Origin of the sequence: Cryptosporangium arvum DSM 44712, from assembly GCF_000585375.1 — a bacterium.
GTDB classification, from domain to species: Bacteria; Actinomycetota; Actinomycetes; order Mycobacteriales; family Cryptosporangiaceae; genus Cryptosporangium; species Cryptosporangium arvum.
Genome location: NZ_KK073874.1, coordinates 2,157,720 through 2,179,042, shown reverse-complemented (window position 1 = coordinate 2,179,042; position 21,323 = coordinate 2,157,720). Strand labels below are relative to the sequence as shown.

The window sequence follows — 21,323 nt, the reverse complement described above, 5'->3', positions numbered from 1 at the left end:
AGCAGGGGACGAGGGGGCATCGTTGACCGGTTTGGCGGAGGTCACGTCGCGAATGCTGGCGATCCAGAGCCAGATCGCGCAGACAGCGACGCGGTTCGGCGCCGGGGTGGGGCAGCCGTCCGGGTTCGCCGGAGCGCTCAGCGCGGCCCAGACGAGCGCGTCCGAGGCCACCGAGGCCACGGCGGCCACCGGGGGCACCGCGGGGAGCAGCACCGTCGACCGCGTCGGGAACGCGCTCAGCCCCGGCGGCCCGACCGGCGCCGACGTGGTCACCGCGGCCCGCAAGTACCTCGGCGTGCCCTACGTGTTCGGCGGCACCGACCCGGCCAAGGGCCTGGACTGTTCCGGGCTGGTGCAGCGGGTCTTCCGGGACCTCGGCGTCGAGGTTCCCCGGCTGGTGCGCCACCAGCGGCTGGAGGGTTCCCCGGTCGCGTCGCTGAGCCAGGCCAAGCCCGGTGACCTGCTGGTCTTCGACGGCTACGAGCACATCGGCATCTACCTGGGCAAGGGCAAGATGCTGCACGCGCCGGAGCCCGGCGAGCAGGTGAAGATCGGCCCGGTCTACGAGACCCCGACCTCGATCCGCCGGGTGCTGCCCGCCGAGGAGTTGCAGACCTCCGCGCTCAACGCCGCCGGCAGCCTGCTGCGTAACGCCGCGCTCGGTTCGGCCGCGTCGGCCGGCGGGGCCGGCAGCGGTGGGGTGCTCGCCGGGGTGCCGTTCGCCGACCTGTTCACCTCGGCCGGAACCCGCCGCGGGATCTCTCCCGCGCTGCTGGCGGCGGTCGCCAAGATCGAGTCGAACTACGATCCCGACGCCGTGAGCCGCGCCGGCGCGCGCGGCCTGATGCAGATCATGCCGGCCACTGCCCGCGAACTGGGCGTCGATCCGTTCGACGCCCGGCAGGCCGTGGACGGCGCCGCCCGCTTGCTCAAGCAGCACCTGAACGAGTTCGGGTCGCTGCCACTGGCCCTCGCCGCCTACAACGCGGGTGGGGGCGCGGTCCGCCGCTACGACGGCATCCCGCCGTACGCGGAGACCCAGCAGTACGTCGTCAAGGTGCAGAACGCCCTGCGTGCGCTCGGAAAGGACGCCTCGTGAGCATCTCTCCCCTTCCCGCGTCCCAGTCGACCATGTCGTTGATGGCCGCGACCAACACCACTCCCGCCCGGCCGGCCGGTGAGATGGGCAGCGACAACGGCCCCCGGCAGGGCCAGGACGACGACGAACGGTTCGTCTCCGCGCTCCAGGCGGCCTCGGGCAGCAAGGGCGCCGACGACACGACGATCTCCGAGCAGGACTCCTCGGAAGGTCCGAAGACCAAGCAGAAGCCCAGCAAGGCGCCGGAGGAGGACAGCGGCCGGCGCGCGGTGCTGAACCAGGCCTGGCACACGACGATGACCGGAATGCCGCCGTCGGACACCGCCGGTGCGCTCGCGCTGCCCGCGGCGCTGCTCGCCCACGGCCAGCTCGCGCTGGGCTCCGGCGCCACCGGCGACATCGGCGCCGACGCCCCGCCGGTCGCCGTCATCGGCATCGGCGTCGTCACCGAGGGCGAGGGCGGTATCGCGACCGGGCCGGTGCTGAACCCCGCGACGCTGGGGTTGAACGCGAAGGGGTCGCCGACCTTCACCGGCCTGGCCGGGCTCCGCGGGCTCGCCGGACCGGACGTACCGGGCGTGGCGCCCCCGGACGGGGGTTCGCCGAGCACCCGCGCGTTCGGGCTGCCGGAGCTGACCGTGGTCGGCGCGGCCGAGGCACGGCCGGCGGTCGAGGCGGCGATCACCGCGAACGCCGACAGCGCGGCCGCCGCGGCGTCGCTGGCCGAGGTCGATCTGGCCGCGTTCACCGGCGCGCTCGGCGAGGCGGGTGCGCTCGGCGACGGGCTCGGAGCGGCGCCCGCGCCCGGGGCGGGGATCCCCGGCGCCGGCGCTCCCGGTGCCGGTGGGCCCGGTGCCGGTGGGCCCAGTGCCGGTGGGCCCAGTGCCGGTGGGCCCGGTGCCGGTGGGCCCAGTGCCGGTGGGCCCGGTGCCGCCCCGCCCGGGGCCGGTGCGACCGGTGAGGCGGCCGGCCTGGGCCAGGGCATCGATCTCAGCGGCCTGGCCGGCCTCGAGGCCGGGGGTGGACCACCGGTCGTCACGAAGTCCGGACGGCAGCTCTCGCCCGCCGAACTCGCCGCGACCCAGGCCACCGCCGCGCAGAACGCCGCGGCCCAGGTGGCGGCGGTCCAGGCCACCGCGGCGCAGCTCGACCAGTTTCTGGCGGCCGACCCCGTGCTCACCGCGGCGCCGGTCCCGGCGCCCGGCGGACCGATCCCGGCGCCGATCGACCTGCCCGGCTACGTTCCGGGCGCGCTCGGCGTCGGCCCGGGCACCACCGGCGACGCCGGTACCGGGAGCGGCACCGAGGGGGGCCGCGAGGAGGGCTTCACCGACGCGCTGGCCGCGGCCGACGCACCGGCGGCTCCGGACGCGACCGCGTTCACCCCGCTGCACACGCCGGACGTGAGCCAGCCCCAGCAGCTCGACCTCACCGGCGCGAACGCACCCGACCAGGCGCCTCCCCCGCCGCCGGCCGCGCAAGTGGCCGAGCAGATCATTCCGCTGCGTACGCAGGGTGACGGCGTCCACCGGATCGCGATGGAGCTGCGCCCCGACGACCTGGGCACGATCAGCGTCGTCGCGGAGATCCGCAACGGCCAGGTCCACCTGCACTTCGGCGGTGCGAACGAGATGACCAGGGAGACGCTCAGGGCCGCGCTGCCCGAGCTGCGCCAGCAGCTCGAGGACGCCGGGTTCAGCGGGGCGGCGTTCGACTTCGGCGACTCCCCCGCCGGCCAGCAGAACCGCCAGTTCGCGGCCACCGGCCAGGGGCCCGGTGGGCAGCCCGGCCGCAACGGCCAGCCCGGTGATCCCGGCGCCGAGACCGGCCGCCCGGCCGCGCCGCGACCGGGCGGATACCCGGAGCCGACGCCGACCGGCGCCGGCCGCCACGCTCTCGACCTGCAGGTGTAGCCATGAGCGAGCGCTCGCGCGAGGTCCGGGAAACAGAGTCGCCCCGCGGTCATGACGGCTGCGAGCGTAGCGAGGAGCTGTCATGACCGCCCCGCTTTCGGAGTCCAGCAACGTCGGCGCGACGCTGAACCAGGCGCTCGGTGCCGCCCCGGTGAAGCCGCCGTCGGCCGACCTGGACAAGGACGCGTTCCTCAAGCTCCTCGTCGCCCAGCTGAAGTACCAGGACCCGATGAACCCGGCGCAGGGCACCGAGTTCGTCGCGCAGACCGCGCAGTTCACCACGGTCGAGAAGCTCACGGACCTGGCCGAGGTGCAGCAGCAGATGCTCACCGCGCAGCTGACGCTCGGCGCGGCGAACCTCGTCGGCAAGGACGTGACCTACACCGACGCGACCGGCAACTCGGTGACCGGGAAGGTCGAGGGCGCGACGCTGGGTTCGAACCCGAGCGTCACCGTGAACGGGTTGTCGATCCCGATGTCGAGCGTCACCGCGGTCGGGAAGGTCGGGCTGGCGACCAGCACGTCGCCGGTGGCGGGTGGCTCCGGAGACATGGTGACGCCCATCGGCGACGCGGTGCCCGGCGCCACCACGCCCCAGTCCCCGCTGCCCACCACGGTCCCGGGCACCACCGCCCCGGGCGGCCCGACGTCGCCGGGCACGACGGCGCCGGGCACGACGGCGCCCGGCGGCACCGCGGCGCCAGGCACTACGGCGCCGGGCACCACGACACCCGGAACCACGACGCCCGGCACCGCGGCCCCGGGTGGGACCGCTCCCGGGGGCGTGAGTACCGGGAGCCCGGATCCCGCTACCGCGTCGCCGACCACGCCGCCCGGCCCGACCACACCCGGCACCGCGCCGGATGCCACCGACCCCGGCGCCTAGCGCCCGCGCTACCGAAGCAAAGGAACCGATCTATGCTGCGCTCGCTCTTCTCCGGTATCAGCGGTCTCCGCGCCCACCAGCAGATGATGGACGTGACCGGGAACAACATCGCGAACGTCAACACGGCCGGCTTCAAGTCGAGCCAGGCGGTGTTCCAGGACACGCTGAACCAGATGCTCAAGGCACCGGCCTCACCGCAGGGAGCGGTCCAGGGCGGGACGAACCCCGCCCAGGTCGGCCTGGGTGTCCAGCTCGCCGGCATCTCCACGAACTTCACCCAGGGCTCGGCCCAGACCACCGGCCGCAGCACCGACCTGATGATCAGCGGCGACGGCTTCTTCACCGTGAAGACCGGCGCCGAGACCCTTTACACCAGGGCCGGCTCGTTCTCGTTCGACGCGAACGGCGGCCTGGTCACCAACGACGGCGCCCGCGTCCAGGGCTGGGTGGCCGACGCCGACGGGGTCATCGCGTCGAACACGACCCCGACCGACATGTCGCTGCCGATCAACACGCTGCTCGCGCCGTCCCAGAGCACCGAGGTGACGTTCTCCGGCAACCTGCCGAGCGACGCGAAGGAAGGCACGGTCATCACCCCGTCGCTGACCGTCTACGACGGCTCCGGCAACGCCTCCGAGCTGACGCTCACGCTCACCAAGGGCGCGTCCACCGACACCTGGGCGGTGAAGGTCAGCGACGGCACCACCGACTTCGACGGCGGCGACATCACGTTCTCCGCGACCGGCACCACGCCCGACCCGGCCACCCTCACGTTCCCGGGCGCCGCCGGCGACATCGCGGTCGACATCGCCGGCCTGACGAACTACGCCGGCACCACGACCGTCGCGCCGCAGAAGCAGGACGGCTACGCGATGGGCTCGCTGCAGGGCTTCTCGATCACCAAGGACGGCCAGCTCGTCGGGTCGTTCACCAACGGCCTGCGCAAGCCGCTCGGCCAGATCGCGCTCGCGTCGTTCAACAACGCGGCCGGTCTGGAGAAGGCCGGCGGCTCGATGTTCCGCACGACCGTCAACTCCGGCGTGCCCCAGATGGGGACGCCCGGCGGCGGCAGCCGGGGCGCGATCATGGGCGGCACGCTGGAGATGTCGAACGTCGACCTGGCCAGCGAGTTCACCAACCTGATCATCGCCCAGCGCGGCTTCCAGGCGAACTCGAAGATCATCAGCACCTCCGACGAGCTGCTCAACGACCTGATCAACCTCAAGCGGTGACCTGACGGGTGCGGGACGGGCACGGGCCCGGCTCGCACCCGTCCTGCACCGTTTCCTCACCCTCGCGCGCCACCCGCCGATGACACAGGTGTGATCGTGTTGACGCGGCTGAACGGCCAGGAGTTCGCGCTGAACCCGGACTTGATCGAGCGCGCCGACGTCACGCCCGACACGGTCATCACGCTCGTGGACAACACGAAGTACGTCGTCCTGGAGTCGTTGGCCGACGTCACCCGGCTCATCCGTCAGTACCGGGCCGCGGTCATCGCCGAGGCCCAGCGAGCCGTGCTCGAGCCGCAGAACCCGACCCTGACCGCCACGGACGACGCTGCCTCGCAGATCGTCGTCCCGCTGCACCGTCCGGAGCGCTGATGGACCCCGCAAGCATCATCGGGATCGTGGTGGCGTTCGCGATCGTCTTCACCACGATCATCCTCGAGGGCGGCCACATCGGGTCGATCTTTCTGCCCGCTCCGCTGCTGCTGGTGTTCGGCGGTGCGATCTGCGCCTCGATGACCGGCGCGACGATGCAGGACACGATCGCGTTCGGGAAGAACTTCATCGGCGCGCTGACCGCGAAGAAGATCGACGCCGGCGCGTCGGTCGACACGATCGTCAAGCTCGCCGAGCGGGCCCGTAAAGAGGGTCTGCTCGCGCTCGAGGACGCGATCAAGGAGGTCAACGACCCGTTTCTCAAGGACGGGCTCCAGCTCGCGGTCGACGGCACCGACCCGGAAGAGCTGCGTGAGATCCTCGAGGGCCAGATCGAGGCGAAGAAGAAGCGGGACAAGGCGGCGGCCAAGTTCTTCACCGACCTGGGCTCCTACGCACCGACGATCGGCATCATCGGTACCACCACGGGTCTGATCCACGCGCTGGAGAACCTCGCCGAGCCGGAGAAACTCGGTCACGTCATCGCGGCCGCGTTCGTCGCGACCCTGTGGGGTCTGATGTCGTCGAACCTGATGTGGCTGCCGATCGCCTCGCGGGTCAAGCGCGTCAGCGAGCTCGAGGTCGACCAGATGAACCTGTCGATCGAGGGCATCATGGCGATCCAGGCCGGAGCGAACCCGCGTCTGGTCGCCCAGAAGCTGAAGGCGCTGCTCCCGAACCCGGCACCCGCCAAGGCGGCCGCCTGACATGTCGGGCGGGGGCCACGGGGGCGGCAAACGCAAGAAGCACGAAGAGCACGAGGAGCACGAGAACCACGAAAGGTGGCTCGTCAGCTACTCGGACATGATGACGCTGCTCATGGTCCTGTTCCTGGTGCTCTTCGCGATGAGCAACGTCGACCAGACGAAGGTCATCCAGCTGCAGGAGGGCTTCAACCAGGCGTTCGGCACCAACGCCGTGCTGCAGGGCTCGAGCTCGGTCCTGCAGAGCAGCGCCTCGGACAGCGCCGGGCTGGATCTGGCGGCCGGATCGGGCCCGGCCGGGCAGATGACCGAGTCCGAGCAGGCGCTGGTCAAGAAAGCCGTGTCGGCGGCCGAACTGGCCAAGGCCCAGACCCGCATGCTGGCCGCCGAGGCCGAGGCCCAGAACCTCACCGAGGCCGAGAAGAAGATCAAAGCCGCGCTGAAGAAGAGCGGCCTGGAAGGCGACGCGTCGTTCACGATCGACTCGCGTGGCCTGGTCGTCACCGTGGTGACGAGCTCGGTGGTGTTCTCCGGCGACAGCGCGATCCTGCGTTCGGGCGGCCAGCAGATCCTGGACGCCGTCGGCCCCACGCTCAAGTCGCTGCCCAACGACATCGAGGTCGACGGCCACACCAACCAGCTGCCGGTGCCGACGCGCAACTACCCGTCGGCCTGGGAGCTGTCCACAGCCAGGGCCAGCGCGGTCGTGCGGTACCTGATCAGCAACGAGGGCATCGCGGCCAACCGGCTGCGAGCGGTCGGCTTCGCCGGCACGAAACCGCTGATCAGCCCGAGCGACGTCCGCTCGGTCAAGCTGAATCGCCGGGTGGAGATCATCGTGCTCTCCGATCTGCCCGACGACACCAGCTCGCTGCTGCCGGCCGCCGCGAAAGCGATCTGAGGCCCCGGTCCGCCACGAGCCCCGATAGCTCGACGGAGACCGATTCACACCACTAAAGTGCGAAAAATGACGACCAGGACGTGCGATGGCTAAGGACGACAAGGACGAAAAAGACGAGAAGAAGAAGGGCGGCAAGAAGAAGCTGCTCATCATCATCATCGTGGCCGCGGTGGTGGTGCTCGGCGGCGGTGGCGTCGGCGCCTACTTCGCCTTCTTCGCCCACTCCGGCGAGGAGAACGCTCATCCCGAGCCGACTCCGAGCGCCGTCGTGGTGGCCGAGGCCATCACGGTCAACCTGGCCGACGGGCACTACCTGAAGATCGCCATCGCGCTCCAGACCACGACGAACGCCGTCGAGGCCGTGGACACCAGCAAGGCCCTGGACATCGTCATCTCGCAGTTCAGCAACCTGGAAGTGGCCGAGTTGTCCACGAACAAGCAGCGCGAAGCGGAGAAGGCCGAGCTGACCGAGAAGGTGGTCAAGGCCTACACCGAGGAGAAACTCGAATACGTGATGGCGGTGTACTTCACGGAGTTCGTCATCCAGTGACGAGCGCTATCGCCGTTCACAATCACATACAGGGCATTCTTCTCAGAAACCAAGGCTCACGTCCGATCGGGCCGACGTGACTTCGTCGTCCGCGCCCGCCGGCGCCCCCCGCACCGCCGGCCGGCTGTCGCGGCGATCCAAGGGCGCCGGTCCGCAGCCGTACGACTTCCGTCGGCCGACGAAGCTGTCCCGGGAGCACGCCCGGACGCTGCAGATGACCTACGAGACGTTCGCCCGGCAGTACACGACGCTGCTCACCTCGAGCCTGCGGGCGATCTCCCAGGTCAGCCTGGTCTCGATCGAGCAGCTCAGCTACGACGAGTACATCGCCCAGATCGGCAACCCGACGCTGCTCACGATGGTGACGCTCTCCCCGCTGCCCGGCATCACGCTGCTCGAGATCCCGGTCGACATGGCGCTGGCGTGCATCGACCACCTGCTCGGCGGGCCGGGCGGGGCGCAGCCGCAGCGCGAGCTCTCAGAGATCGAGACGGTCCTGTTCCGGGGGCTGCTCGACCGGATCCTGGGCGAGTTCCGGTACTCGTTCGACACCGTCAAGAAGATCGAGCCGAAGGCGGGCGCGATCGAGTACAACCCCCAGTTCGCGCAGGCCGCGGCGCCGTCGGACCCGATGGTCGTCGTGTCGCTGGAGATGAAGGTCGGCAGCCAGGAGTGCATCGCCACGATGTGCCTGCCGTTCGCGGCGGTGATGCAGGCGCTGCAGAAGGCGGACGAGGCGACCGCGCTGACCCCGGCCGAGCGGATGGCCAAGGACCTGGCGCTGCGCAACCTCACCGGCGGTCTGCTGGGCGCGAAGCTGCCGGTGGTCGTGCGGTTCGGCACGACCCAGATGTACCCGGAGCAGATCGTCGCGCTCGAGCCGGGCGACGTGGTCTCCCTCGGCCACCCGGTCAACCGGCCCCTCACGGTCAGCACCAACGGCATCACGCTGGCCCACGCCGTCCCCGGTAACCACGGGGCGCGGCTGGCGTGTCTGGTCGTCGATCCCCCGAGAGAGGACGCCAGGCGTTGACCGCATCCACGGAGGCCGCGGCGAGTGTGCTCGCGCGGGTCGGCGCCGCCGCCACCGCGGCGTTGCCGCTGCTGCCTGCGGTCGACCCGCTCACCGCCGGTGAGCCGCAGGTCGTCCCGGACAGCGGTGGTCTGGTCGGTCAGGGTGTCCTCGCCAGCTTCTCCGGCGCCGCCCAGGGTCAGCTCCTGGTCGCGGTCAGCCAGGATCTCGTCGACGCGCTGGCCGAGAGCCCGATGGGCGCGCTCGACCTCACCCAGGCCCTCCAGCCGGTCGCCGAGGCCGCCGCCGGGACGCTCGGCGCGGTCATCGTCGAGCAGGGCATCCCGGTGCCCGACCTGGAGGCCGGGCTCACCGCGCTCTCGGAATCCGGCGACGCCGCGTTCGTGCTGCTCAGCGACGACAGCGGGGTCCGGGCGCTGATCGGCCTGCTGATCACGTCGGTGACCAGCATCGCCTCGGGCGGCGGGGGTGGTGGGGCGCCGGCACCGATGCAACACGGGCTGGACCTGCTGCACGGCGTCGAGATGGACGTCACCGCGGAGCTGGGCCAGACCCGGATGACCGTGCGCGACCTGCTCTCGCTGACGCCGGGCTCGGTCGTCGAACTGGACCGGCTGGCCGGCAGCCCGGCCGACCTGCTGGTCAACGGGCGCATGATCGGCCGCGGCGAGGTCGTGGTCATCGACGAGAACTTCGGGATCCGGGTCACCGAGATCATCACGCCGGACAGCGATCGGCCCTCCGGCTCATGATCGAAGCCACGCTCCGCGCGGTGTTCTCGCTGGCCGTCGTGCTCCTGCTGATGTGGGGTCTGGCCCGGCTGGTGCGTCGCGGCCCGGGCGGGCGCGGTCTCTCGTCGCTCGCCGTGCTCTCCCGCCAGCAGCTGAGCCGCGGCGCGTCGGTGGCCGTCGTCAAGGTCGACGACCGGGCCCTGGTGCTCGGGGTGACCGACGCCCAGGTCACGTACCTCACCGAAGCTCCGCTCGCCGCGTTCGAACGGTCGGCTCCGTTCTCGGCGGTGCTCGCGGACCACGTCGGCGACGTGCTCTCCTCGGGGCCCGAGGACCGGGCGCCGGTCTCCCCCGCACCGGCCGACCCGGACCGGCCCCGCCCGGTGCGGGCCCGGCCCGCCCGCGGGGCGCGCCACGCCGCGCGCGAGTCCGCGCCGGGGCCGCTGGCCGGGTCGGTGCTGTCCCCGGCGACCTGGTCGCAGGTGGTCGGCTTCGTCCGCACCCTGCCCCCCAAATTCGGCGCGAGTCGCCAACGATGAGACGTCGGGCGGCGGGGCTACTGCTCCTCGGCTTCGTCATCGCCCTGGTCATCTGGGGCGATCCGGCTCCCGCGCCCGCGGCCCCGCTGAGCACCCCGGTGGTCGAACCGGCCGCACCCACTCCCCCGGTGCCACCGGGCGGTCAGGTGACGGTGAACGTCAACAACGGCCCGAACGGTAAGCCCAGCACCGCGGTGACGCTGCTGATCGCGCTGACCGTGCTCTCGATCGCCCCGTCGGTGATGCTGCTCTGTACGTGCTTCACGAAGGTCTTCGTCGTGCTGAGCATCATCCGCAACGCGCTCGGGCTGCAGACGATCCCGCCGAACCAGGTCCTGGCCGGCCTCGCGCTGTTCATCAGCATCTTCATCATGACGCCGGTGCTCAGCCAGGTGAACTCGCAGGGCGTCCAGCCGTACCTGAAAGGCACCAAGAGTCAGACCGAGGCGTTCCAGGACGGCGTCCAGCCGCTGCGCGAGTTCATGCTCAAGCACACCCGCAAGGACGAGATCGCGCTGATGAACCGGGTCGCCGACAAGCCCAGGCCGAAGAACAAGGACGACGTCTCGCTGCCGGTGCTGATCCCCGCGTTCGTGCTGTCCGAGCTGCGTGCCGCGTTCATCATCGGCTTCGTCATCTTCCTGCCGTTCATCGTCGTCGACATGGTCGTGTCGGCGTCGCTGATGTCGCTGGGCATGATGATGCTGCCGCCGGTGATGGTGTCGCTGCCGTTCAAGCTTCTGCTGTTCGTCATGTCCAACGGCTGGACCCTCGTCGTGACCGCGCTGGTCGCGAGCTACCGGTAGGAGGCCACCTCATGACCGATGCGCAGATCATCGAGATCGGGCTCTACACGATGACGATCATCGCGAAGCTCAGCGCGCCGATCCTGCTCACGACGCTCGGCGTCGGCTTCCTGATCTCGCTGTTTCAGTCGGTGACCCAGATCCAGGAACAGACGCTCTCGTTCGTGCCGAAAGCCATCGCCGCGGGGGCCGCGCTGCTGCTCGGCGGCAACTGGATGCTGCACGAGCTGGTGTCGTACACGACCCAGATCTACGCCCGGATACCCACGCTCCTGTCCGGGTCATGACCTGGCAATTCGAGGGGTCGCAGCTGGTGGCGCTGCTACTCGCCACCGTCCGCGCGTCGGCGTGGCTGATCGTGGTGCCGCCGTTCGCGGCGCCGATGATCTCCGCGCGGATCAAAGCGATCCTGGCGCTGACGATCGCGCTCGCGGTGGGGCCGGCCGTGCAGAGCCAGGCCCCGCCGCTGGAGTGGGCGCCGCTCGTGTCCAGTGCCGCCCAGCAGGTCGTGGTCGGCGCCGCGCTGGGCTACATCACCGCGCTGCTGTTCACCGCGTTCCAGGTCGCCGGCGACCTGATCGACATGTTCGGCGGCTTCCAGGTCGCGATGGCCTACGACCCGATGGCCAACACGCAGACCGCCCCGTTCGGCCGCTTCTACAACCTGCTCGCGACGACGTTGCTGTTCGCCACCGGCGGCCATGCGCTGATCATCCGGGGCTTCGCGGAGTCCTACGACGCGGTCCCGCTGACCGGGATCCTGTCGTTCTCGGCGCTGGGCCACGTGCTCACCGAGGGCATCGGGCAGATGTTCCTGGCCGCGATGCAGATCGCCGGGCCGCTGATCGCGGTGCTCTTCTGCACCGACGTCGCGCTCGGCCTGCTGACCAGGGCGGCCCCGGCGCTCAACGCGTTCTCGCTGGGGTTCCCGGTCAAGATCCTGATGACGATGCTGCTGGGCGGGCTGGCGATCGGCATCGTGCCGGGCATGGTCGAGGAGGTCGTCGACACCGCGGTGGTGGCCGTGATGACCGTGATCCGGGCGTGAACCGTGTCCGGTGAGAAGACCGAGAAGCCGACACCGCAAAAGAAGAAGAAGGCCCGGAAGGAGGGCCAGATAGCCCGGACCCCCGACCTCGGGGCCTGGGTGGGGATGCTGCTGGCGAGCTTCCTGCTGCCGATGGTGATCCGTTCGATGATGGACCGCGCCCGGACGCTGTTCGAGAAAGCGATCGACGTCGTCGAGGACCCCGACGCGAACCGCATGCTCGGGCTGCTGACCGACATGCTGCCGGCGATCGCACTCACGGTCGCGCCGCTCGCGGTCGGGATGATGCTCACCGGCATCGGCTCCACCGCCGCGCAGGGCGGTCTGAACTTCGCGACGAAGCTGCTCAAGCCGAAGTTCAGCAAGCTCAACCCGTTCTCCGGACTCAAGAAGATCCTCGGCCCGCACGCGCTGTGGGAGGCGATCAAAACGATCGTCAAGAGCGGGGTGATCGGCGCCGTCCTCTACTGGTCGATCAAGGACGTCATCCCGGTCCTGATGGGCAACGGGCAGATCCCGACCGCAGTGATCATGGAGCAGGTCGTGGTCACGGTGGAACGGCTGATCCGGTCGGCGGCGGCGGCCGGGCTCGTGATGGCCGCCGCCGACTACGCCGTCGCCAAGCGTCGGACCGACAAGCAGTTGCGGATGAGCAAGCAGGACATCAAGGAGGAGCACAAGAAGAGCGAGGGTGACCCGCACGTCAAAGGTGCGATCCGGGCCAAGCAGATGGCGATGTCACGCAACCGCATGATGGCCGACGTCCCCAAGGCCGACGCCGTGATCGTCAACCCGACGCACTACGCGGTCGCGCTCCGGTACGACCCGCTGAAGGGCGCGCCGCGGGTGGTGGCGAAGGGCACCGGCACGATCGCGCAGAAGATCCGTGAGCTCGGCACCGAGAACCGGGTGCCGGTGATCCAGGACGTCGCGCTGGCCCGGACGCTGTACAAGGCGTGCGACATCGGTCAGGAGATCCCGCCGGAGCTGTACGCGGCGGTGGCGACCGTGCTCGCGTTCGTCATGTCGCTCAAGGCCAAGGGCGCCGCGGCCGGTACGCACCGACTGCCGGCCAACCGCCGGGTGGCGCTGCCCGCGGCGCCGGAGTGACGCCCGGCCGCTAGCCGATCGCCGCCGACGTGGAGACCTGCCAGGCGGCGGCCTCGAGGTAGCTCTTCGCGAGGACGGCCAGCGAGAGCTTGTTCTGCACCCGCGCCATCCCGCGCGCGCCGGACTCGTAGGCACGGATCGCGTTCAGCACGACGCCGAACTCACCCTGCTCCTCGACCAGCGCGGCCTGCACCTCGTCGGTGAGCGGGAGCCGGTCGGCGAGGTCCCTGGCGTCGACGCCCAGCAACTCGGCCACGCCGGACAGCAGACCGATCGTGAAGCCGACGTCGGCGGGCAGGTGGGCCTGCGTCGCGATGTTCTGGATCCACCGGCCGCGCACCATCGGGATCGACAGGTCGGCCTCACCGGCCCCCGACAGGTCGCTGACGATCATCACCGCGAGCCACTGACGCAGCCGTTCGAGCCCGAGAATGACCACCGCGTCCTGGATCGACGCGATCCGCCGCCGCTGCCCGACCGAGGCCGAGTTCGTGGCGCGCAGGATGCGCAGTGCCAGCCCCGGGTCGGCCGCGATCACCGACGACAACTTCGGCAAGTCGACGTCCGGGCTGGTCAGCAGGCCCAGCAGCTCGAGCTGGCGCGCTTTCGACGGGCTGATCGCCTCCGCGGTCAACGTCTCCGGCCGGCCGAGCAGGTACCCCTGGAACAGCTCGAAGCCGAGGTCCCGCGCCAGCTGGTAGTCCGCGTCGGTCTCCAGGCGCTCGGCCAGCAACTTGATGCTCCGCTTGCGCCGGCGTGCGATCGCGACACGTTCGCCGAGCAGCGTCGGGTCGACGCCGGCGACCTCGAACTTGATGTACGTGGCGTAGTCGAGCAGCCGATCGATGCTGGTGCCCCAGACGAAGTCGTCGAGCGCGATCGCGTACCCCTGCCGGGCCAGGTCGGCGACGCCGGCCACCACCCGGTCGTCGACCTCGACGGTCTCCAGGACCTCGAGCACGGCCAGGTCCGGCGCGAACGGCAGCGGCAGATCACCGGCGAGGAACTCGGCGGTGAGGTTGACGAACCCGAGCCGGTCCCCGACCAGGCGTTCCAGCCCGAACTCGGCGAACGCGTTGACGAGCACCCGGCTGGTGGCCGCCGCGGCGCGCTCGGTGGAGGCGGTCGCGCCGGGAGCGTCGCGGAACAGGAGCTCGTAGGCGATCAGCTGGCCGTCGCGGTTGACGATCGGCTGGCGGGCCACGTAGAGCGTCTCAGTGCTGTCCGCGACGGGCTGCGGCGGCGCGGGGACTGGGTGCACGTCGATGACATCGGCGGGGGATGCCCCGGGTGAAGCAAAAGAATCCCTCAGGCCCGGCGCCCGGGTGCCGATGGGGCACAAGCCAGGACGGCAGCGGGGAGCCCGACGGATCGGGCATGTCGTCGTACCTGCGGAGCGCCGTGAACTTCAAGGCGATCGGGCCGTTCGCCGTACCGGTCGGCATCGTATCCATCATCGTGATGATGGTCGTGCCGCTGCCGACCTTTCTGCTGGACATCCTGCTGGCTTTGAACATCACGTTGTCGCTGGTCATCGTACTGGTCAGCTTGTACGTGACGCGCCCGCTGGACTTCTCGATCTTCCCCGCGCTGCTGCTCGTCGCGACGCTGTTCCGGCTCGCGCTGAACATCAGCGCCACCCGCCTGGTGCTGCTCGACGGATTCGCCGGGCACGTCATCGAGGCCTTCGGTCACTTCGTCGTCGGTGGCTCGCTGATCATCGGCCTGGTCATGTTCCTGATCCTGGTCGTCATCCAGTTCCTGGTCATCACCAAGGGTGCCGAGCGGGTCGCGGAGGTCGGCGCCCGGTTCACGCTCGACGCGATGCCCGGTAAGCAGATGGCGATCGACGCCGACCTCAACGCCGGTCTGATCGACGAAGGCGAGGCGCGCCGCCGCCGCGAGGACGTCGCCGCGGAAGCCGACTTCTACGGCTCGATGGACGGTGCCTCGAAGTTCGTCAAAGGCGACGCGATCGCGGCGATCGTCATCACGGCGATCAACCTGATCGGTGGCATGACCGTCGGGATCCTCCAGAAGGGCATGGCCCCGATGGAGGCGGTCAACACCTACAGCCTCCTGAGCATCGGCGACGGCCTGGTCTCCCAGATCCCGGCACTGCTGCTGTCGGTGTCCACCGGTCTGATCGTGACCCGCTCGGCGACCTCCGGCGACATGGGGACGTCGGTGGTCGGGCAGCTCGGAGCCCAGAAGCGGGCGGTGCAGATCGCCGGGGCCGCCGCGCTCGCGCTCTGCCTGATCCCCGGCCTGCCCAAGTTGCCGTTCCTGCTGCTGGGCGCGGGGACGCTCTTCCTGGCGTCGCGGCTGCCCTCCGCGGATCAGCGGAAAGAGGACGAGGCCGCGGAACAGGCCGCGACGGCGACGCCGACCGGCCCGTCGCCGGACTCGCCCGAGGCGCTCCTCGGGGAGATGCGGGTCGACCCGCTCGAGCTCGCGCTCGCGCCGGACCTGGTGGACCTCGTCGACACCTCCGGCGGCGACCTGCTCGACCGGGTGCGTGCGCTGCGTCGCAAGGTCGCGCTCGAACTCGGCATCATCATGCCGCCGGTGCGCACCCACGACGACCTGGACCTGCCGCTCTCCAGCTACGGCATCCGGATCAGCGGCGTCGAAGTGGCGCGGGGCCAGGCGCCGCCCGGCACCGCGCTGGCGATCGGCGACGGTCTGGAGGCGCTGCCGGGACGCGCCGGGCACGAGCCGGTGTTCGGGCTCGAGGGCAAGTGGATCCCGGCCGAGCTGCGACACCAGGCCGAGATCATGGGCGCGACCGTCGTCGACCGGGCCTCGGTGGTGATCACGCACCTGGCCGAGGTGGTGCGCCAGAACGCGTCGCGGCTGCTCGGCCGGGAAGACGTCCGCAACCTCACCGAGGTCGTTAAGCGGTCGCACCCGGTCGTGATCGAGGAGCTGACGCCGGCACTGCTCAGCCTGGGTGAGATCCAGCGGGTGCTCCAGCACCTCCTCGACGAAGGGGTGCCGATCCGCGACCTGGTCCGGATCTTCGAAGGGCTGTCGCTGGCCGCGAAGGCGGGGAGCACTCCCGACGGGCTGCTCGAAGCCGCGCGCAGCTCGCTCGGCCCGGCGATCGCCAACCACTACGTCGTCGAGGGGCGCCTGCCGGTGATGACGCTCGACCCGCAGATCGAACAGGCGCTGCTGGAATCGCTGCGCCCCGGCGAGGGCGGGATCCAGCTCGGCGTGGACACCGCGCGGGCCGAGGCGCTCGTCACCGAGGCGCACCGGCTGTTCGACACGGCGGAGCAGCGGGGCACCACCGCGGTGCTGGTCTGCTCGCCGGTCCTGAGATTGCCGCTGCAGCGGCTGGTCCGGCTCGCGACGCCGCGCCTCCCGGTGCTGTCGTACACCGAGATCTCGGGCGTCTCCGCCCAGATCGAGACCGTGGGGGTGGTGGGCGGTGTCTACCCGGCTGTTGCTTGAGGGTCCGGATCTGGAATCGCTGCTCGCGAAGATCAAGGAGGAACACGGTTCGGCGGCGCGGATCGTGTCCGCCGAGCGGGTGCGGAGCGGAGGGCTGGCCGGCTTCTTCGCGAAGCAGCGGTTCGAGATCGCGGTTGACATCCTCGATCCGGAGGAGTCGCCGGACGAGAGCGAGGACCTCGACGCGCCGACCGCGGACGGGTTGACCGCGCTGCTCGCGCGGGCGGAGGCACAGGACTCCGTCGAACGTCCGGTGGCGCGACCGGGCAACGCCGCGCGGTTCGCCGAGGTGCTGGCGGAACGGAGCGGGGACGCTGCGCGCCGCACGATCGAGCCCGCGGGTGGTGTCGGGGCTGGTGCGACGCGGTTCGGGGTGTTCGACGGTCTGGCCGACACGGCGGCGGCCGGCCCGTTGCCCGGGGCGACGGACGATTCCGCCCGAGGGGGTGCCGGGGCTCAGGGTTCCACGGCCACGGGGCAGGGCGTCGGTGAGCGCGGGGCCGGAGTGGCCGGGCGCGGAAGTGCGGGGACCGGGATCAACGGGCCCGCAGCTGCCGGACGCGGAGGTGCGGGAACCGGAACCACCGGGCCCGCAGCTGCCGGACGCGGAGGTGCGGGAACCGGGATCACCGGGCCCGAGGCCGGGCCGGAGGCTGCTGGGCGCGGGGCGGCTGGGCGCGGGGCGGCTGGGCACGGGGCGGCTGGGCACGGGGCGGCTGGGCACGGGACGGCCGGGCACGGGACGGCTGGGAAGCCCGGTTCGAGCGGGGGGCCGGTGTTGAACGGTCCTTCGGTAGCCGCGAAGCTCGCGGAACGGGCACGACGCCGGGCCGCGGAACTCGCCGCCGAGGCCGCCGAGAACGAGCAGCGCACCGCGAGCCGCCGCAACGGACGCATCCGGATCGTGTCCGGACCCGGCGCCGCGGATTCGATGCCCGGCGAGGACGCCGGATCGGACGACGACGCGTCGGTGGCCACCGAATCGCCGGCCGACATCGCACGCCCCCGCGCCACCTCCCCCGCACCCGGCACCCGCCGCGACGGCACCGAACCCGACGAGGACGCGGAACCCCACGACGAAGCCGACCGCTCCCGAGGTGCGGACCGCTTCACGGATGCCCAGCACCACGACAACACCCAGCACCACGACAACACCCAGCACCACGACAGCACCCAGCGCCACGACACCTCGGAGCACGACGAACCGTCGGGACGCCTGGTCGGAGCACGGCGCCGCGGCCGTTCGGAGGCCGAGGAGCCGGAACACCACGAAGAGCCCGGGCACCGCGGAGAGCCGGAGCACCGGTCCGGCACCGGGCGGCGGGGTTCGGTGGAGCGGAGTCCGGGACGCCGTGACGGGAGGGCGGGGCCGGGTTCCCCGAGCTCCGACCGGATCGACGAGGACGAGGACGGCGCGGTCACCGCGGAGGTTCTGATCGCCCGGCCGCAACCGCGGCGCCGCACCGTGCGCGGTGCTCACCCGGTCTCCCCCGCACCGCGCCGGTCGGCTCCCGCGGCGGCGGAGTGGGGCACGTCCGCGGTCCAGCGGACCGACGTCGCGACCCCTGGGCACCCGGTCCTCGCCGCCGACGATCAGCGGCCCGCGACCGGCCGAGCCAGCGTCCCGGCCCACCCCGGCCCCACCGGACCGCACGCATCCACCGGACCGCACGCCCCCACCGGACCGCACGCCCCTACCGGACCGCACGCGCCCACCGGACCGCACACGCCGGGCACACCGGTCGCGCCCGGCCTCCCGCCGGAGATCGACGGGCCGCCCACCGCGGTGCAGCCGATGCGCCGGCTTCCCCCCAAACCCACCGCCCGCAACGGCTACGACCATCCGGCGGTCCAGCTCGTCCGCAACGGCGTGCCGGTGCACATCGCGGCCCGCGCCGTCGGGCCCGACCCGTGGACCGCGGTGGCCAGGGCGGTCGCCGGGCTGCCCTATCCCCCGGCGCTGCCCTCTCGCCCCGGCGAGGTGCTGGTGATCGTCGGTGACGCCGAACCGGCGCTCGTGGTCGCGGGACAGATCGCCGCGCTCTCGGCCGGCATCGACCCGTCGGCGACGCTCGTCGCGGGCTCGATCGCCGGTACCGGTCTGCGCCGCTCCCATCGGATCTCCGGCCCGGAGGAGGCGGTCCGGAGGGCGGCCGAGCTGCACTCGTCGGCCGGTCCCCGGATCGTGGTCGTCGAGGCCACCGCGGGCTCGCCGATCGGCCGCCCGGCCGCGGTGACGCCGGGCGCCGACGGTTCGCCGCGCGCGACGATCGCCGCGCTCGCCCCGACCCAGGTCTGGGCCTGCGTCGACGCCACGCGCAAGAACGCCGACACGGCGCGGTTCCTGGACGCGCTCGACCGGGTCGACGCGCTCGCCGTGCACGGCGCCGACGAGACCGTCGAGCCCGGCAGCGTGCTGCACTTCGGTCTGCCGGTCGTCATGCTCGACGGCCGGCCGGCCACCGCGCGCCGCTGGACCACGCTGCTCTGCGAGCGCCTGACCGGCGGTCCGTTGCCGGGTGACGGCCCGATCGCCCCGATCATGCCGCTGGAGCTCCCGGCCGGGCACCGCGGCGCCCACGCGGCCGTCACGGAGGAGCCGGTGGGGTCACGGCGGACGACGCACCGCGCTCCGGACGCCGGGTACCGCCCACCCGCACCGGTCGACTACCCGCCGGCGCCCGGCGCCGGACTCAACGGCCCCGGACTCAACGGCCGGGGCGGGAACGGCCGGGGCGGGAACGGCCGGGGCGGGAACGGCCGAAGCGGGAACGGCCGTGGCGGTAACGGGCACGGCACGCCCGGGCCGGCGGCAAACGGTCACCCGAGCCCGGTCTGGTGGCCCGAGGACGAGCCGGGCGGCTTCTGATGTTCGCCCGCTACTCCGTGCTGCTGCTGGCCGCGCTGCTGGCCGGCCCCGCGCTGTGGCAGGCGTTCGTCGTCGGGGACCTGGACATGGACACCGCGCTCATCCGCTACCTGATCGCGGTGCTGGTGGCGGCGGTCATGCTGGGGTTCCTGCGGATGCTCTACAACACCTACCAGCGCATCCACGAGGAACACGAGCTGGAGCGGCAGCTCGAGGAGATGCGTCAGGCCGAGGCCGAGCGCCGCGCCGCCGCCGAGGCGGCCGAGGCCGAGGGCAACGGGCCCACCGCCTGACCCACCGCCCGCAGCGGCGGGAACATTCGTTCAAGACCTGGTGCCGGCACCTGGGAGACGCTCACGGTCCGACTCGACCGCGGGAGACGATCGTGATGCCCGACTCTGACGTGCACGTGCTGGTGGACGGCGACCCGGACACCTCCACCCTGCTGCTGCTCACCAACGCCGTCGCCCCGAGCGCGATCTGGAACCCCGTGGTTCCGGCGCTCGCGGAGAGCCACCACGTGGTCCGCGTCGACCTGCTCGGCCACGGCACCCCGCCGCGCTACGACGTCGCGACCCAGGTCCGCCGCATCGCCGCCGTCCTCGACCGCCTCGGGAGGACACGCGTGACCGCGGTCGGGCACTCGTCCGGCAGCATGCTGGCCACCGCGCTCGCCGAGGCGCGCCCCGACCTCACGGCGGCCGTCGCCCTGCTCGACATGGGTCCAGACCTCACCGCCCAGCTCCCGGAGAGCCTGCTCTTCCGGCTGGTCCGGACCCGCTTTCCCGGCGCGGTGCTCTGGCGTCTGCGTAGCCCGAAGAGTATGGCGAAGGCCGCGCGCGGCACCGCCGAGAACGTGCGGATCCCCGAGTCGTGGTTCGAGCACCTGCACCGGATGACCCACCGGGACTTCCTCGGCGTGATGGGCGCCTACCGGGACTATCTCGAGGAGCGCAGCCTGCCGGACCGGCTCCGCGGCTCGGGGCTCCCGCTACTGGTGATCTTCGGTGCCGACGACGAGCGGTGGCGGGCCTCGTCGGCGGAGGCGTACCGGGTCGTGCCCGGCGCCCGGATCGAGCTGCTCCCGGGCGTGGGGCACACCCCGCCGCTGGAAGCACCCGAGCCGACCGCGGCACTCCTGTTGGATTTCGCCGCCACGCTCGTACGCTGAGGCCGTGCGATCCGCGCGAGCCGGTGCGCCGGGCTGGGACATCACGCTTCCCGGTCGGCCCGGGCCGACCGGCGTCGCGATGGCGGCGTTCAGCGACCACTCCGACGTGCCGGTCGACATCGACATGGTTCCGCACTCCGCCGTCACGCTGATCCTCGATCTGGGCGAGGAGTCGCTCGTCGTGGCCGACGCCACCGGCTCGCGGCGGGACGGGTGCGTGGTCGCCGGGCTGGTGCCCCGGGGCGCGCGCGGCCGCGGTCCGGCCGGCGGCTTCGCCTGTCTCCAGGTGCGGTTGTCGCCGGTGGTGGCGCACGCGGCGCTGGGCGGGGACCTCGCCGGTCAGGTCGTCGGCCTCGACGACCTGTGGGGACGCGACGCCCGGCGGCTGCATGGCCGGCTGCGTGCCGCGGCGAGCTGGGAGGACCGGTTCACGATCGCGCGGACGGCGCTGGCCGGGCGCCTGGAGGAGGGGCGCGCGGCCGACCCGGAGGTCGCGTACTGCTGGGCGCGGCTCCGGCGGGGGCGCGGGCACGTCCGGGTCGAACGGCTGGCCGCCGACGTCGGCTGGAGCCGTAAGCGCCTGTGGTCCCGCTTCCGGTCGCAGATCGGGCTGACGCCCAAGCAGGCGGCCCGGCTGATCCGGTTCGACGACGCCGCGCACCGCCTCGCGGCCGGGCGCGGTGCCGCGCGGGTCGCGGCCGAGAGCGGGTACGCCGACCAGTCGCACCTGCACCGCGAGGTGCTGGCGTTCGCCGGGGCGACCCCGGCCGCCGTGGCGACCAGGCCGTTCCTCGCCATCGACGACGTGGCGTGGCCGGACCGGCGTCAGGGGTGACCGCG

Annotated in this window: 21 protein-coding genes; 20 read left to right on the top strand and 1 reads right to left on the bottom strand. The window is 71.9% G+C overall.

Annotated elements, in window-relative coordinates; genetic code table 11:
• Window positions 1-22: 22 nt before the first annotated feature.
• The 15 genes from CRYAR_RS10135 (at window position 23) to CRYAR_RS10065 (ending at window position 12,984) form a co-directional block, all read left to right on the top strand.
• The gene (locus tag CRYAR_RS10135) at window positions 23-1,099 is read left to right on the top strand and encodes a transglycosylase SLT domain-containing protein (RefSeq protein ID WP_211247371.1); all 1,077 of its coding nucleotides are present in this window, start codon (window positions 23-25) and stop codon (window positions 1,097-1,099) included.
• Complete coding sequence (locus CRYAR_RS10130; RefSeq protein WP_157017558.1) at window positions 1,096-3,012, top strand: flagellar hook-length control protein FliK; 1,917 nt, start codon at window positions 1,096-1,098, stop codon at window positions 3,010-3,012. Before CRYAR_RS10135 ends, CRYAR_RS10130 begins: the two co-directional genes overlap by 4 nt.
• Window positions 3,013-3,094: 82 nt before the next feature.
• Complete coding sequence (locus tag CRYAR_RS48535) at window positions 3,095-3,898, top strand: flagellar hook capping FlgD N-terminal domain-containing protein (RefSeq protein WP_063725693.1); 804 nt, start codon at window positions 3,095-3,097, stop codon at window positions 3,896-3,898.
• A gap of 32 nt (window positions 3,899-3,930) precedes the next feature.
• A complete protein-coding gene (locus tag CRYAR_RS10120; protein ID WP_035850109.1) occupies window positions 3,931-5,130 on the top strand; it encodes a flagellar hook protein FlgE in 1,200 nt (399 codons plus the stop codon).
• A gap of 96 nt (window positions 5,131-5,226) precedes the next feature.
• The gene (locus tag CRYAR_RS10115) at window positions 5,227-5,502 is read left to right on the top strand and encodes a flagellar FlbD family protein (RefSeq protein ID WP_211247370.1); all 276 of its coding nucleotides are present in this window, start codon (window positions 5,227-5,229) and stop codon (window positions 5,500-5,502) included.
• A complete protein-coding gene (locus CRYAR_RS10110) occupies window positions 5,502-6,269 on the top strand; it encodes a motility protein A (RefSeq protein WP_035850105.1) in 768 nt (255 codons plus the stop codon). The genes CRYAR_RS10115 and CRYAR_RS10110 overlap by 1 nt, the downstream gene beginning before the upstream one ends.
• A 1-nt stretch (window position 6,270) precedes the next feature.
• On the top strand, window positions 6,271-7,167 hold the full coding sequence (locus tag CRYAR_RS10105) for a flagellar motor protein MotB (RefSeq protein ID WP_035850103.1): 897 nt from the start codon (window positions 6,271-6,273) through the stop codon (window positions 7,165-7,167).
• A gap of 85 nt (window positions 7,168-7,252) precedes the next feature.
• Window positions 7,253-7,717: a flagellar basal body-associated FliL family protein gene (locus CRYAR_RS10100; protein ID WP_035850101.1), complete on the top strand. Its 465-nt coding sequence runs from the start codon at window positions 7,253-7,255 to the stop codon at window positions 7,715-7,717.
• A gap of 76 nt (window positions 7,718-7,793) precedes the next feature.
• Window positions 7,794-8,750, top strand: coding sequence for a flagellar motor switch protein FliM (locus CRYAR_RS10095; RefSeq protein WP_035850099.1), 957 nt, complete (start codon window positions 7,794-7,796; stop codon window positions 8,748-8,750).
• Window positions 8,747-9,502, top strand: a complete 756-nt coding sequence (gene fliN / locus CRYAR_RS10090; protein WP_035850097.1) for a flagellar motor switch protein FliN — start codon at window positions 8,747-8,749, stop codon at window positions 9,500-9,502. Before CRYAR_RS10095 ends, fliN begins: the two co-directional genes overlap by 4 nt.
• Complete coding sequence (gene fliO / locus CRYAR_RS42915) at window positions 9,499-10,020, top strand: flagellar biosynthetic protein FliO (protein WP_051569988.1); 522 nt, start codon at window positions 9,499-9,501, stop codon at window positions 10,018-10,020. The genes fliN and fliO overlap by 4 nt, the downstream gene beginning before the upstream one ends.
• Complete coding sequence (gene fliP / locus CRYAR_RS10080) at window positions 10,017-10,826, top strand: flagellar type III secretion system pore protein FliP (RefSeq protein WP_035850095.1); 810 nt, start codon at window positions 10,017-10,019, stop codon at window positions 10,824-10,826. The genes fliO and fliP overlap by 4 nt, the downstream gene beginning before the upstream one ends.
• Window positions 10,827-10,837: 11 nt before the next feature.
• Complete coding sequence (locus CRYAR_RS10075) at window positions 10,838-11,113, top strand: flagellar biosynthetic protein FliQ (protein WP_035850093.1); 276 nt, start codon at window positions 10,838-10,840, stop codon at window positions 11,111-11,113.
• A complete protein-coding gene (gene fliR, locus CRYAR_RS10070) occupies window positions 11,110-11,874 on the top strand; it encodes a flagellar biosynthetic protein FliR (protein ID WP_035850091.1) in 765 nt (254 codons plus the stop codon). The genes CRYAR_RS10075 and fliR overlap by 4 nt, the downstream gene beginning before the upstream one ends.
• 3 nt (window positions 11,875-11,877) lie before the next feature.
• The gene (locus CRYAR_RS10065; RefSeq protein WP_035850089.1) at window positions 11,878-12,984 is read left to right on the top strand and encodes an EscU/YscU/HrcU family type III secretion system export apparatus switch protein; all 1,107 of its coding nucleotides are present in this window, start codon (window positions 11,878-11,880) and stop codon (window positions 12,982-12,984) included.
• Between the two features lie 10 nt (window positions 12,985-12,994).
• Here CRYAR_RS10065 and CRYAR_RS10060 read toward each other — a convergent pair whose 3' ends face one another.
• Window positions 12,995-14,245, bottom strand: coding sequence for an EAL and HDOD domain-containing protein (locus CRYAR_RS10060; protein ID WP_051569987.1), 1,251 nt, complete (start codon window positions 14,243-14,245; stop codon window positions 12,995-12,997).
• A 116-nt stretch (window positions 14,246-14,361) separates the two neighbouring features.
• Here CRYAR_RS10060 and flhA point away from each other — a divergent pair, with 116 nt between their 5' ends.
• From flhA to CRYAR_RS10035, 5 genes are all read left to right on the top strand, one after another.
• Window positions 14,362-16,443 (top strand): flagellar biosynthesis protein FlhA, encoded by a 2,082-nt coding sequence (flhA, locus tag CRYAR_RS10055; protein ID WP_051569986.1) that lies wholly within the window; start codon window positions 14,362-14,364, stop codon window positions 16,441-16,443.
• Window positions 16,421-19,312 carry a hypothetical protein gene (locus CRYAR_RS10050; RefSeq protein WP_157017556.1) on the top strand — a complete coding sequence of 964 codons (2,892 nt, stop codon included), beginning with the start codon at window positions 16,421-16,423 and terminating at the stop codon, window positions 19,310-19,312. Before flhA ends, CRYAR_RS10050 begins: the two co-directional genes overlap by 23 nt.
• Window positions 19,312-19,605, top strand: a complete 294-nt coding sequence (locus CRYAR_RS10045; protein ID WP_035850085.1) for a hypothetical protein — start codon at window positions 19,312-19,314, stop codon at window positions 19,603-19,605. The genes CRYAR_RS10050 and CRYAR_RS10045 overlap by 1 nt, the downstream gene beginning before the upstream one ends.
• Before the next feature lie 95 nt (window positions 19,606-19,700).
• A complete protein-coding gene (locus CRYAR_RS10040) occupies window positions 19,701-20,483 on the top strand; it encodes an alpha/beta fold hydrolase (protein ID WP_035850083.1) in 783 nt (260 codons plus the stop codon).
• Between the two features lie 4 nt (window positions 20,484-20,487).
• Entirely contained in the window at window positions 20,488-21,318 is an 831-nt protein-coding gene (locus tag CRYAR_RS10035; RefSeq protein WP_035850081.1) for a helix-turn-helix domain-containing protein, read from the top strand.
• The last annotated feature ends 5 nt before the right edge of the window (window positions 21,319-21,323 follow it).